This window comes from Draconibacterium sediminis (assembly GCF_000949475.1).
Taxonomy (GTDB): Bacteria; Bacteroidota; Bacteroidia; order Bacteroidales; family Prolixibacteraceae; genus Draconibacterium; species Draconibacterium sediminis.
Genome location: NZ_JRHC01000007.1, coordinates 88,928 through 101,346, shown reverse-complemented (window position 1 = coordinate 101,346; position 12,419 = coordinate 88,928). Strand labels below are relative to the sequence as shown.

Sequence of the window (12,419 nt, the reverse complement as noted above, 5' to 3'; positions counted from 1 at the left end):
GGTAATATCGCTTTTATCGGATATTACCATCTTTATCATTTATACTTTTTAATCGATTAGAACATCCAGATACGGGTTATGGTAAAACCAAGGGCTAAACCTTTATTGGTCCAGTCATTTTGGTTAAACATCATCATATCCTGTGGTAGAATACCCTGTGCTGTTCCAACATAAATTTGGAATGCGTGGGTAAAGGTAAAGAATTCAACACCAAACGACAGGTTTTCTTTAGCATGAGTATCCCAGGTGTATTGCTCTGAAATATCTTTGATCTTTAGAGGCTTGTCGTAGTTGAAAATAAATGATCCTTGTGGAGAAAATTTAATTTTTCCACTAAAATGAAGCCCAACAACATCATGGTTGTAATCCCAATCTGACATATTATAGTGCGTAAAACTTGCGGCGGCTTGCAATGAAGCCCAATCGCCGAATTTACGCGTTACCATAGCTTGTGAGAAATACGATAATCTGTCGTTCAAATCGATATAATTAGGCATTGTCTGGCCTTTTGTATCTACAGTTTTACCAGTTCCAATCGATTCGGAATTTCTTCCATCAATAGCAACATTACCAAATAAGGTGAACGATATTGGCATACCGCTTGTTTTTTGCTGAAGTACTTTCCACTTCGCATTAAGATCGGTATACATGAATTTTTTGGTAATACCTGCTCCGATTTGAAAATTTTTGACAGGAACATAATTTAGTCCTAATCTTACATTAGAACCCGGAGCATAAATTCCCCACAGATCGGATCTCCCGTTTTCAAGTGTTCCAAATTTGTGTTGAATAACAAATTCCAGTGTTCGTGCATCAGGAATAAAAGATGTTTGTGCATCAATCAGAATACCACTGTTAAAAGCGTAAACCGGATCGGCTGCCTCTTCCTGAGCAAATGAACTGGAAAAAGTAACTCCTAAAATAATTAGAATCAATATGTATTTTTTCATCATTATCAGTTTAGGTTTTTAATTGTTTTTTGCTCCTTGCGTTATCCAGGTTAGCACCAATGCTGCCTCTGACTCCGAATATTTAACGTGGCTTCCTGTTGGGCTTGGTTTGGTATAAATCAAACTTGATGCAGGATCAGAAGTATTAATATAACGGCTGCTGTTGAGCGAACTATAAGCATTTGAAGGAGTGAGATCTGGCATTTGATTACCAGTGGTATGGCATGATGTACACTTTGCAGAGAAAATAGGAGTGATCTCAGCTGAAAACGATACCTCAGGAGCATCGGGATCGGTCGGATCGATTACTTCTTCTTCAACAATCCAATTGTACGCACAGCCACCAAAAATCAATCCTATAAGAAATATTGATAATATAATTTTTAGTGCTTTCATAATATTAAAGTTTGTGAAAAAAAAGACTTCCCGAGAGAAGTCTTTTCACTCTATTTCTTTTAATTAATTAGCTGCCAAAGCGTTTAGTTCAGCTTCCATAGCCTCTATTGAGTTTCTCAATAACGCTTTTACGTATTTAGGATTGTGAACTCCTAAACTGCGGTCTTCTTCTAATCCAACCCAGTTAAAGAAAGCTTGAACCTGAACTGTTGGGAATACTCCTCCATCAGGGTAATCACGTGAGTTGACAGGGTGATAGCCATGCTCATCATCTCCTTCAATAACACCTAAAGCAAGTAACTGGTCGCGAAGTTCAACTAACATTTCGTGTACCTCTGTTTGAACACCACCGTAGTTGTAGTCATCCAAATCTGCATCGTGACATTCGTTACAAGCGGCAACACTAGGAATAAATGAGTGACCACCTTCTTCGTCTGTGAATTCGGCCATATGACAACCTACACAAGAAGCCTGGGTTAAGTGTTTTGAAGAACCTTGTTCAGGATAAGCAACTGATCCGGGAATTTCGGCAAAACCCATACCTGCCACAACATTACCTTGTGCACCGTGGTGAGGACCATAGTGAGAACTTGTTATTTCAAATGAATCAGTTGGAGCAACTGTCATACCGTAACCTGGCTCAGCTCTTCTTGACTGGTGACAGTTGGCACACAGGTTGCTGTTACCACCCAGGTCCATAGTTAATGTATTGTCAAAAACAGGATTAACCGGGGCATACAAACGCAATGCGTAATCTTGTCCTTCAAATGTTTCGTGAAGTCCGTGGCAAGTATTACATTCCCAGGCTGAAGGATTGGAAATATCTCCAAGAACTTCGCCTAAAGTTGCAAACTGAACAAAACCCTCGTGAGAGTGGCATTGTGCACATGATTGACGTCCGCCGGCATAATCAACTGCAATAGCACCTACAGCGTGTGCCGACATCCAGAACTGTCCTTGTTTTGCTTCCATATTAGTTCCTGAGTGGCAAACTAAACAAGTAACTTGTCCGTCAACACCATCAGTACCATCTGTTCCGTCAGCACCGTCAGCACCGCCAGGTCCCATTGGGCCTTCCTTTGTACATGAAGAAAACATGAATGCCAGAATGAATCCTAGCATGAATAATTTTGAGATAGATTTGTAATTCATAACGTAGTATATTAGGTAATTTATATTTGTTATTATACTTTACGATATAAAAGTAGTAGGATAACTATTAAGAAATCTAGGGGGGAGAATGATATAACTGAATGGCTAAATTGATAATAAACAAGCCAATAGTTGATATATGTCAATTATCCGTTTTCACTAATAGAAACTAGTGAACTTTCGTCTAATATGCCTATTGTATTACCCTTGGTATTTATGTATTTGGAATCTTTAAATTGATGAAGTATTCTTACAAAGCTTTCTTTTGTCATGTTTGACATTTCGGCTAATTCCTGCCTCGTAAGCGGCACAGAAAACTCATTGGAATTGAAAATTTCGTTCTTTAAATACAGTAATGTGTCGGCTACCCGGCCCGGCATATATTTTTGTGTATGGTCGACCAGTTTTTTTAGCAGAAAATTATTTTGTTTGGTATGGTTGCGTAGTAATTTAATGGCAAACTCGTTGTTTTTTCCAAAAATGCTGGTCAGGTTCGCCGAGTCGATCATACAACACTTGACTTTAGTTATTGCCGAAACGCTAAAATGCTGAAAGTTTCCGTTAAAAAGACCTCCACCACTGATAAAGTCACCGGCTTTGGCAATACGGACTATTACATTTTTACCGTTCGCACTTTCAACATAAAATTTAGCCAGACCTTCATTAATACATATTACGGAAGTTGAAGCCGTATTTTGCTTGGTAATTGTTTCGCCAACATTATATACAATTTGCCTTTTTTTGTCAATTAGAAAGTCTATTTCTTCCTGGCTGAGGGGTGAAAAGATATTATTTCTATGCTCTTTGATACACGATTTGCAACCTTCTCCATGAAGCTTACCACTTTTGTTACAATTGTCGGTATTTATATGGGTCATTTTAAAGTTTTGGTATTTAGTTAATTATAGTTGTCAGGTTTGTCTTAATGTCATATTCAGCACTGTTCTGTTTTAGAACTTCAACATAGTAAAATATTTCAATATTTAAAAGCGTACATTAATTCTATCATAGATATGAACTAATGTGAAAATTAGTAATTAAAAACGGGAAAGTATGAAAATGTGACGGAAAAACAGGGTAGAATTTTTCTGTTATCCAACAGCTAGGAGTTACCGTAAAAATGGGGGAGAGATGTAAAAAAAATCAGGTGAGCCTCGTACCCCGCCCGGTTGCAATATTTTCGGGGTTGGTAATCAGAATTTCCTGTACGCCTTTTGCTTTTGCCCTGAAACCGTTATCCAGTTTTGGTATCATTCCTTCGCTGATAACACCTTCGGTTTTGTACTGATCGAATAATTTGTAATTGAGATCGTAAATTACAGATGACTCATCGTTTGGATCGGTTAAAACCCCACGTTTTTCGAAACAATAGAAAAGATAAACCTTAAAGTAATTTGATAATTCAATAGCTAATTCCGACGCAATGGTATCGGCATTGGTATTTAGCATCTGACCTTTTGCATCGTGGGTTAGTGGTGCGACAACAGGAATAACGTTTTCGTCAATAAGCATTCGTAGTTCGCGGGCATTTACGTCATCAACGTCGCCAACAAAACCGTAATCCACATCTTGCACAGCGCGTTTGTGGGCTTTTATTAATCCGAGGTCGGCTCCGGTAAGGCCAATTGCGTTCATGTCTCGTGCCTGTAATCCGGCCACAATTCTTTTATTTACCAAACCTCCGTACACCATGGTAACCACTTCAAGCATATCGGCATCGGTAATCCGGCGGCCATCAACCATTTTGGTTTCAATTCCCAATCGTTTTGCAATTTCAGTAGCAGTACGTCCTCCACCGTGAACCAGTAATTTGTTTCCCGAAATTTTACGAAACTGATCGAGCAGTGCTTCTAGTGATTCAGGTTCTTCAACTACTTTTCCTCCAACTTTAATGATTGTTAGCCTATCCATGATTTTGCTGATTACTTGTTGTTTTTTGCTTATTTCTTTTGATGAACGTCAGTTTCAGTCTTTAATTGTAAGTGCAAAGTTACGTTAGTGTGCTTAGAGTTTTAAAAAGTTCTCCAATATTTTTGCGCCGATGGTACCACTTTTTTCCGGGTGAAACTGTGTGGCATAAAAATTATCGCGGTGCAAAGCCGCACTAAACGGAAGAATATAATCGCAGGTGGCAATGGTATGCTCGCTTTTTTCGGCGTAATACGAGTGCACAAAATAAACATACTCATTTTCCAGCTCTGACGTAAAAAGATCGCTTTTCAGGTCTTTTATGGCATTCCAGCCCATGTGTGGAACTTTGGTAATATATTCTTCGCCGGGTTTTGGAATAAAACGTTTAACTCTCTCATCGAAAATACCCAGGCACTCGGTATCGTTTTCTTCCGAATGCGAGCACATCAACTGAAGTCCGAGACAAATACCCAAAACCGGTTGCTTCAACGATACGATCAGTTCATCGAGTTTGTTTTCGCGCAGGTAGGCCATTGTTGTGCTGGCCTCGCCAACTCCCGGAAAGATAACTTTGTCGGCATTTCTGATCTTTTCGTGATCGGCCGTTATCTCTGCATTTACACCCAATCGGTTAAGCGCATTGTTTACCGACTCGATGTTTCCGGCGTTGTATTTTATTATTACAATGTTCATCTTTATTCGGGTTTATTCTTTCAGTAAAAGATCAATCACCTCAACCATTTCATTGAATTCGTCTTCTTTAAAAAGGCGGGTTAAATAAACAATTTTTCCTGTTTTGTCGATAATTACATTTCGTGTAACACCGGCACCTTTTGCTGCAAAAGTGTAAAAGATTTCAGCGCCCGGATCAAGTGCCAGCGGATAGGTAATTTTCATTGTTTCCTTAAAATCCTTAACCTTATCAAGCGGTTCGTCCATGTCAACACCGATTAACACAAAATCATCATTATCCTTGTGTTTTTGCCAGATTTCTTTTTCAATATGTGGCATTTCTTTTCGGCATACCGAACACCAACTGGCGGTAAATTGCAACATTGTTATTTTTCCTTTTAAATCGGCGGTTGAGACTTTGGTGCCGTCGGTAAGTTCCATTGTAATTTCAGGCATTTGCTGGCCAATTTTTACAATGTAACCGTAATCGGCAGGAATTTCTTTTTCCGGAATTGTACTTAGTTGCGCAAATGCAGACATTGCTAAAAATGTTATGCTGAGGATGGATAATAATCTTTTCATATTCTTTTTTGTTACTGGTTGCTTGTTTCAGGTTACTGGTTAACTTTTTTCATTCCAGTGCCTTTCAACATATTCAATGAATTTATTGAGTTTTTTCCCTAAAAGTTCATAATCTGATATCAAATCGTTTAAGCCTTTTGAATCAAAGTGAAGTTCATTGATCATCGTTAACTGTGAGTTGGCTTCATCACACGAAGCCTGAGCATAAACCAGAAACCGGATAAAATCTTGTTTGTATCGGTTTCTTCCATAGCCCTCAACAATATTGTCTTTTATGCTTTTTGTTGAGCGTCTGACCTGACTTCCTTGTTCATAGAGTTCGTAAGCAGGTAAAGTTAAGGTCATTTTATGAACTTTTATAGCTAGTTGATAGGCTGACTGATAAATTTCCAAATCTCTATAACTTTTCATAATCTTTTATCTTAGCTAATTTTTGTGATTGACTAAAACCTGTAACTTGTAACCTGCAACTCGGTTTTTAATTAAACACAACCGTTCTGTTTCTGTAAACCAGTACTTTACGCTGTAGGTGTTTGTATACGGCCTGCGAAAGAACGATTTTCTCCAAATCGCGACCTTTGCGAATCAATTTTTGTATCGTATCAACGTGGCTGCAACGGGTAACATCCTGTTCGATAATCGGCCCTGCATCCAGCTCGGAAGTAACATAGTGACTTGTTGCACCAATAATTTTTACTCCGCGCTCGTGGGCTGCATGATAAGGTTTTGCACCCGCAAATGCCGGTAAGAACGAATGGTGGATGTTGATAACCTTATTCGGATAATTTTTTACAAAATCTTCCGACAGGATTTGCATGTAGCGCGCCAGCACCACAAAATCGATGTTGTTTTCCTTTAACAGTTTTAGCTCAGCTGCTTCCTGCTCGGCTTTGTTTTCTTTATTAATAGGGAAATAATGAAAATCAATATCGAAACGTTCGGCAACCGGACGCAGCGTTTCGTGGTTACTAATAATCATTGGTATTTCCACGTCCCATTCGCCGGCTGTGTAACGTGCCAGGATATCGAACAAACAATGTGGCATTTTAGAAACAAACAGGGCCATTCGCGGAACTTCATTTGAAAAATAGATCTTCCAGTTCATTTGCAACGGGCTGCCAATCAGGGTGTCAAAATATTCACCGATCTTATCGGCAGGAATGGCGAAATTCTCCAGTTCCCATTCAACCCGCATGTAAAAAATCTTTTCCTGACGATCAACATGCTGATCGAGGTAAATAATGTTGCCCTTATTTTTATTCAGAAATTCAGTTACAGTTGCAAGGATTCCTTGTTTGTCCGGACAGTGAATCAGTAAGATCGCAGTGTCCTTTTTTTCGTTTAGTATTTTTATTGTCTTCATATCTTTTAACCGCAGAGAGCACAGAGTTTTGCGGAGTCTTAATTTTATAACATTCCTTTTGTTGATGGCAAATCGAAGTTAAATACATCGCGGCGAATTGCCATTTTTATTGATTTCGCCAATGCTTTAAAAATCGCTTCTATTTTATGGTGTTCGTTGGCACCTTCAGCCTTAATATTCAGATTACACAATGCTGCATCGGAGAAGGATTTGAAGAAGTGCATAAACATTTCGGTAGGCATGTCGCCCACCATTTCGCGTTTAAAATCGGCCTCCCAAACCAACCACGGGCGTCCTCCAAAATCAATAGCAGCCATAACCAGACACTCATCCATAGGCAGGCAAAAACCATAACGTTCCATGCCCAGTTTATTGCCAACAGCCTTTCTAAAAGCCTCGCCTAAAGCCAGCGCCGTATCTTCAATGGTATGATGTTCGTCAACCTCCAAATCGCCTTTTACCTTAATGTTGAGGTCAACGCCACTGTGGCGGCCAATTTGTTCCAGCATGTGATCGAAAAAGCCCAGGCCGGTTGAAATATTGCATACTCCTGATCCATCAAGATTTAATGAAACAGAAATGGCAGTTTCTTTCGTGGTTCGTTCAACCTTTGCTGTGCGTTGCGGTGAAGCCACACAAGCGTATATATCGTCCCAGTCGTCGGAAATCAGAGCACAAATAGCTGCCAATCCTTCTTTTTCCAGTTCTTCAACCTGGTCGCCGTTATTAATAAATATACCTTTTGCACCGAGGTTTTTCGCCAGCATGATATCGGTTTTACGGTCGCCGATAACAAAACTGTTTGCCAAATCGTAATCGCCTTCAATGTATTTTGTAAGCATTCCGGTTGCCGGTTTGCGGGTAGTAGAGTTATCTTCCGGAAAGTGGCGGTCGATACAAATATCGTCGAAAACAACACCTTCGTTTTCAAAAGCTTTCAGTATAAAGTTATGTACCGGCCAAAACGTATCTTCCGGAAACGAATCGGTGCCCAAACCATCCTGGTTGGTAACCATTACCAACTCGTAATCAAGGTTTTTGCGGATGTAGTGCATATTGCGGAAAACCTTCGGCAGAAACTCCAGCTTCTCAAATGCATCAATTTGTTCGTCTGCAGTTTCGTGGTTTAAGGTTCCGTCGCGGTCTATAAATAGTACTTTCTTCATCGTTTTTAAATTAGTTTTTTTAGCGCACTTAAAAGGCTTTCGTTTTCTTCCGAATTACCAATTGTTATTCGCAAACTTTCGTTGCACAAATGTACTTTCGAGCGATCGCGAACAATTATTCCTTCCTCTACCAGATAGTTGTAAATACCTCGGGCATCGTGCATTTTTACCAACAGGAAATTCGCTTCTGACGGATGAACTTTAACCACAAACGGAAATTCAGCCAACAGTTTTTCCATTTTATCGCGCTCGGCAATAAGCAGTTTTACCCATTTCTGAACGGTTACTTTTTTGTCGAGCAGTAACATGGCTTTCTCCTGGGTAAGAATATTAAGGTTGTACGGGTACTTTATTTTGTTCAGAATGCCAATCAATTCTGTGCTTCCGAATGCCATTCCCAAACGTATTCCGGCCATTCCCCAGGCTTTCGAAAAAGTTTGCAGAATTACCAGGTTGGGGTAGTGTTCCAGTTCCGGCATCAGCGTTTTCCCCGGCGCAAAGTCGATGTATGCTTCATCAATAATTACCAGCCCGTGAAACTGGTTGGCCAGCTCCAACATCGCATCTTTATTCAAGCTGTTGCCGGTTGGATTGTTGGGCGAACATAAAAATATCAGTTTGGTATTTTTGTCGGTTTCGCCAAGAATATCATTAATGTTTAACTGAAAATCTTCGGTTAACGAAACTTTACGCAGTTCAACGCCTGAGATATCGGCCGCAACCTGGTACATGCCGTAGGTTGGATCGATGGTAACCACATTGTCTTTTCCCGGCTCACAAAATGCACGAATCAGCAAGTCAATTGGTTCATCGCTTCCGTTTCCCAGGAAAATATTTTCAGCATTTACCTTTTTTAATACCGCTATCTTTTCTTTTACCAAACGTTGCAGCGGATCGGGGTAGCGGTTGTAAGGTTCGTTAAAGGGGTTTTCGTTGGCATCGAGAAAAACCATCGCATCGCCACTATACTCGTCTCTTGCCGACGAGTATGGCTTCAGGTTTTTTATGTTTTCGCGGAGTAGATTATTTAGTTCCATTTTTTTCGATCTGTTTAAGGCGTAAAGTTACTGCATTTTTGTGCGCTTCAAGTTGTTCGGTAGCGGCCATTTTTTCAATAGCGGGGCCAATAGTTAAAAGTCCTTCCTCACTAATCTCCTGAAAGGTGATCTTTTTCAAAAAACTATCCAGGTTTACTCCGCTGTACGATCGTGCCCAGCCGTTGGTAGGCAATGTATGGTTGGTTCCCGAAGCGTAATCTCCTGCACTTTCAGGTGTAAATTCTCCCAAAAATACCGAACCTGCGTTAGTGATCTTCTCTGCCAGTTCCATATATTTTTTTGTGCTGATGATCAGGTGTTCCGGTGCATATTCATTGATCAGATCAACACGTTCGGCATCATCTGAAACCACAATTAAAACACTGTGAGATAGCGCTTTTTCGGCGAGTTCTTTTCTTGGCAGCTGATCAACCTGTGTCCGAACTTCAGCAAGTACCTCTTTTAATGTATTTTCGTTATCGGTAACCAGCACAACCTGGCTGTCGGCACCGTGTTCGGCCTGCGACAATAAATCGGAAGCCACAAAAGCCGGATTCGATGTTTCGTCGGCAACAACCAGTACTTCGGAAGGACCGGCCGGCATATCGATCGAAACTTCGTTCATGCTAACCAGTTGTTTGGCAGCTGTTACGTATTGATTTCCCGGACCAAAAATTTTGTAGGTTTTCGGAACAGTCTCGGTACCGTAAGCCATTGCTCCGATGGCTTGAACACCGCCCAGTTTGTAGATTTGTGTTACGCCTGCAACCTTAGCAGCGTACAAAATTGCCGGATGAATGTTGCCATTTTTATCTGGTGGCGAACAAAGAACAATTTGTTTACAACCAGCAATTTTTGCCGGAAGAGCCAGCATCAATACGGTAGAAAAAAGTGGTGCTGTTCCGCCCGGAATATACAATCCAACTTTTTCAATGGCCACCGGTTTTTGCCAGCAGATTACGCCGGGAGCGGTTTCCATCTTTCTGATTTCGGGCATTTGGGTACTGTGAAAAGCCTTTATGTTTTCAGCAGCTAAAGCAATCGCATCTTTTAAATTCTGGTCGATTGAGGCTTCTGCCCTGGTAATTTCTTCGGGCGAAACCTCAAAATTATCCAGTTTAACACCGTCAAAACGTTCGGTGTATTCGCGCAATTTTTCATCGCCCTGCTCACGAATTTCAGTCAGTATATTTTGTACACGTCCGTACAATTCCGAAACATCGAAAAGCGGGCGTTTTAAAATATCGGTCCAGGTATTTCTCCCCGGATTTATATAAGTCTTCATGTAACTGTTTTTTTTGTTTTAAACCGTAAAGCCAGAATGTTGCCCGAAAATAACAAAAGTATTCCCAACGCTGCGAATACATCCCATCGGTAACCTTCAAAAAAAGTAGAAATTAACAAAGCGATAGCAGGAGTAATCAGTGCTACGTAAATCGAACGGTCGGGGCCAATTTCACCAAGCAGTTTTAAATAGGTTGAAAAAGCTACTATCGATCCGAATATTGAAAGGTACAATAACGAAACCGAATAGTTCAGCGAAGCATCAAAACGAAGCGGTTTGCCAAGCAGCAATACCATAGCAAACATGGCCAATCCTCCATACAACATTCCGTAGGCATTGGCCTGCAAAACAGGTACGTTTTTCTTTTGCTTATATGCTGAAATAATGTTTCCTAAGGAAGCGAAAGTCAGGCCTCCGAAACAAAGCAAAAAAATGATCCAGTTGCCGTTTCCTCCCTGAAACTTTACCAACTCGTTCTTAAACAACAAAGCTGTTCCTCCAACCCCCAAAACTGCGGCCACTATAACATCGGGCTTTATTTTCCCTTTTAAGAGAACAGCATTGAAAAATATATTGAAGAAAATAATCAACGAAAATATCACTGCCACAATACCGCTTGTCAGGGTCGTTTCCACCTCGTATACAAACCAGTAGTTCATTCCGAAAAGACAAAGCCCCAGCAGAAGCATCATCAGGTGTTCGCGCAGCGTAAATTTCATTTTCCGTCCTGTTACCAGGCAAAATAAAATGAGCAGAATACCGGCTGCCAAAAAGCGATAGGCAACCGATAACAGCGGATCAACTGTTCCCAGTTGAAACTTAATGGCATACCATGTCGATCCCCAGATCAATGATGGAATGGCAAACAATATGTATTGTCTTGTAGTCATTTATTCATGAAACTGTTAACCCGATAGCTGCTTTTAAGAACGGCTTCATGGATCTAATTTCTAGAAAATCATTTTCTCGATAGGAACAACTAAAATACCTTCGGCACCGGCTTTTTTCAACTTGCCAATTACTTCCCAAAAATCATCTTCTTCAATTACCGAGTGCATCGAGCTCCAGCCTTCTTTTGCCAGCGGAACCAGTGTTGGCGATTTCATTCCCGGCAGCAGCGAAGTTATCTCTTCTATTTTTTCGTTTGGAACATTCAGAAGAATGTATTTTTTGCCTTCAGCACGTTGTACCGATTCGATTCTGAAAATCAGTTCATCAAGAATTTCCTGCTTTTTTGCCGAAAGGTTAGGATTAGCAATCAATACAGCTTCCGATTTCATTACCACTTCAACTTCTTTCAAACGGTTGCTCACCAGTGTAGATCCTGAACTTACGATATCGAAAATAGCATCGGCCAAACCAATTCCCGGTGCAATTTCTACCGATCCGCTAATCACATGAATCTCTGCGTTGATATTATTCTCATCCAGAAACTTTTTCAGAATAACAGGGTAGGAGGTGGCAATTTTTTTGCCGTTGAAGAATTCAACACCCGGATAATCAAGTGACTTTGGAATAGCCAGCGACAGACGGCATTTCGAGAAACCAAGACGTTTGGCAATTACCACATTTTCGTCTTTCTCGGCCATTTCGTTTTCGCCAACAACACCAATATCGGCAACACCGTCGGCAACGGTTTGCGGAATATCATCGTCGCGTAAAAACAAGGCATCCATTGGGAAATTTTTCGCTTCCGATACCAATTTACGTCTGCCAACACTCAATCCGATGCCGGCCTCGTTTATCAGGCCCATTGAGTCTTCGTTTAACCTTCCTTTTGTTTGAATAGCAATCTTAAGTTTTTCCATGTCTGTTTTATATAAAAAAAGGCCTGCCTTTAATGGCAAGCCTTTATGAATTAATATCGTTGAGTTTAAACAAAACAATTACAGCCTACCCGATGGT

The 12,419-nt window shown here is 40.5% G+C and carries 14 protein-coding genes; all 14 read right to left on the bottom strand.

What is annotated here, in order from left to right:
* Positions 1-56: 56 nt before the first annotated feature.
* On the bottom strand, positions 57-950 hold the full coding sequence (locus LH29_RS21070) for a DUF5777 family beta-barrel protein (RefSeq protein WP_045033313.1): 894 nt from the start codon (positions 948-950) through the stop codon (positions 57-59).
* An 18-nt stretch (positions 951-968) separates the two neighbouring features.
* The gene (locus LH29_RS21065) at positions 969-1,346 is read right to left on the bottom strand and encodes a hypothetical protein (RefSeq protein WP_045033312.1); all 378 of its coding nucleotides are present in this window, start codon (positions 1,344-1,346) and stop codon (positions 969-971) included.
* A 63-nt stretch (positions 1,347-1,409) separates the two neighbouring features.
* Complete coding sequence (locus LH29_RS21060) at positions 1,410-2,468, bottom strand: cytochrome c3 family protein (protein ID WP_198152540.1); 1,059 nt, start codon at positions 2,466-2,468, stop codon at positions 1,410-1,412.
* A 176-nt stretch (positions 2,469-2,644) separates the two neighbouring features.
* On the bottom strand, positions 2,645-3,376 hold the full coding sequence (locus tag LH29_RS21055) for a Crp/Fnr family transcriptional regulator (RefSeq protein WP_045033310.1): 732 nt from the start codon (positions 3,374-3,376) through the stop codon (positions 2,645-2,647).
* A 265-nt stretch (positions 3,377-3,641) separates the two neighbouring features.
* A complete protein-coding gene (gene argB, locus LH29_RS21050; protein WP_082063891.1) occupies positions 3,642-4,409 on the bottom strand; it encodes an acetylglutamate kinase in 768 nt (255 codons plus the stop codon).
* Positions 4,410-4,502: 93 nt separating this feature from the next.
* Entirely contained in the window at positions 4,503-5,102 is a 600-nt protein-coding gene (hisH, locus tag LH29_RS21045; RefSeq protein ID WP_045033308.1) for an imidazole glycerol phosphate synthase subunit HisH, read from the bottom strand.
* Between the two features lie 12 nt (positions 5,103-5,114).
* A complete protein-coding gene (locus tag LH29_RS21040) occupies positions 5,115-5,663 on the bottom strand; it encodes a TlpA family protein disulfide reductase (protein ID WP_045033307.1) in 549 nt (182 codons plus the stop codon).
* Between the two features lie 39 nt (positions 5,664-5,702).
* A complete protein-coding gene (locus LH29_RS21035; protein WP_045033306.1) occupies positions 5,703-6,074 on the bottom strand; it encodes a four helix bundle protein in 372 nt (123 codons plus the stop codon).
* A 67-nt stretch (positions 6,075-6,141) separates the two neighbouring features.
* Positions 6,142-7,026 carry a formyltetrahydrofolate deformylase gene (purU, locus tag LH29_RS21030; RefSeq protein WP_045033305.1) on the bottom strand — a complete coding sequence of 295 codons (885 nt, stop codon included), beginning with the start codon at positions 7,024-7,026 and terminating at the stop codon, positions 6,142-6,144.
* Between the two features lie 44 nt (positions 7,027-7,070).
* Positions 7,071-8,192, bottom strand: coding sequence for a bifunctional histidinol-phosphatase/imidazoleglycerol-phosphate dehydratase HisB (gene hisB, locus LH29_RS21025; RefSeq protein ID WP_045033304.1), 1,122 nt, complete (start codon positions 8,190-8,192; stop codon positions 7,071-7,073).
* Positions 8,193-8,197: 5 nt separating this feature from the next.
* Positions 8,198-9,229 (bottom strand): histidinol-phosphate transaminase, encoded by a 1,032-nt coding sequence (gene hisC / locus LH29_RS21020; RefSeq protein ID WP_045033303.1) that lies wholly within the window; start codon positions 9,227-9,229, stop codon positions 8,198-8,200.
* Entirely contained in the window at positions 9,216-10,514 is a 1,299-nt protein-coding gene (gene hisD, locus LH29_RS21015) for a histidinol dehydrogenase (RefSeq protein ID WP_045033302.1), read from the bottom strand. The genes hisC and hisD overlap by 14 nt, the downstream gene beginning before the upstream one ends.
* Positions 10,511-11,404: a DMT family transporter gene (locus tag LH29_RS21010; protein WP_045033301.1), complete on the bottom strand. Its 894-nt coding sequence runs from the start codon at positions 11,402-11,404 to the stop codon at positions 10,511-10,513. The genes hisD and LH29_RS21010 overlap by 4 nt, the downstream gene beginning before the upstream one ends.
* A 60-nt stretch (positions 11,405-11,464) precedes the next feature.
* Complete coding sequence (gene hisG, locus LH29_RS21005) at positions 11,465-12,322, bottom strand: ATP phosphoribosyltransferase (RefSeq protein ID WP_045033428.1); 858 nt, start codon at positions 12,320-12,322, stop codon at positions 11,465-11,467.
* Positions 12,323-12,419: the final 97 nt, after the last annotated feature.

What these genes read in the sequence shown, in the direction of transcription:
- LH29_RS21070 (WP_045033313.1), bottom strand. Translation starts at nt 950, where the DNA reads ATGAAAAAATACATATTGATTCTAATTATTTTAGGAGTTACTTTTTCC.
- LH29_RS21065 (WP_045033312.1), bottom strand. Translation starts at nt 1,346, where the DNA reads ATGAAAGCACTAAAAATTATATTATCAATATTTCTTATAGGATTGATT.
- LH29_RS21060 (WP_198152540.1), bottom strand. Translation starts at nt 2,468, where the DNA reads ATGCTAGGATTCATTCTGGCATTCATGTTTTCTTCATGTACAAAGGAA.
- LH29_RS21055 (WP_045033310.1), bottom strand. Translation starts at nt 3,376, where the DNA reads ATGACCCATATAAATACCGACAATTGTAACAAAAGTGGTAAGCTTCAT.
- argB (WP_082063891.1), bottom strand. Translation starts at nt 4,409, where the DNA reads ATGGATAGGCTAACAATCATTAAAGTTGGAGGAAAAGTAGTTGAAGAA.
- hisH (WP_045033308.1), bottom strand. Translation starts at nt 5,102, where the DNA reads ATGAACATTGTAATAATAAAATACAACGCCGGAAACATCGAGTCGGTA.
- LH29_RS21040 (WP_045033307.1), bottom strand. Translation starts at nt 5,663, where the DNA reads ATGAAAAGATTATTATCCATCCTCAGCATAACATTTTTAGCAATGTCT.
- LH29_RS21035 (WP_045033306.1), bottom strand. Translation starts at nt 6,074, where the DNA reads ATGAAAAGTTATAGAGATTTGGAAATTTATCAGTCAGCCTATCAACTA.
- purU (WP_045033305.1), bottom strand. Translation starts at nt 7,026, where the DNA reads ATGAAGACAATAAAAATACTAAACGAAAAAAAGGACACTGCGATCTTA.
- hisB (WP_045033304.1), bottom strand. Translation starts at nt 8,192, where the DNA reads ATGAAGAAAGTACTATTTATAGACCGCGACGGAACCTTAAACCACGAA.
- hisC (WP_045033303.1), bottom strand. Translation starts at nt 9,229, where the DNA reads ATGGAACTAAATAATCTACTCCGCGAAAACATAAAAAACCTGAAGCCA.
- hisD (WP_045033302.1), bottom strand. Translation starts at nt 10,514, where the DNA reads ATGAAGACTTATATAAATCCGGGGAGAAATACCTGGACCGATATTTTA.
- LH29_RS21010 (WP_045033301.1), bottom strand. Translation starts at nt 11,404, where the DNA reads ATGACTACAAGACAATACATATTGTTTGCCATTCCATCATTGATCTGG.
- hisG (WP_045033428.1), bottom strand. Translation starts at nt 12,322, where the DNA reads ATGGAAAAACTTAAGATTGCTATTCAAACAAAAGGAAGGTTAAACGAA.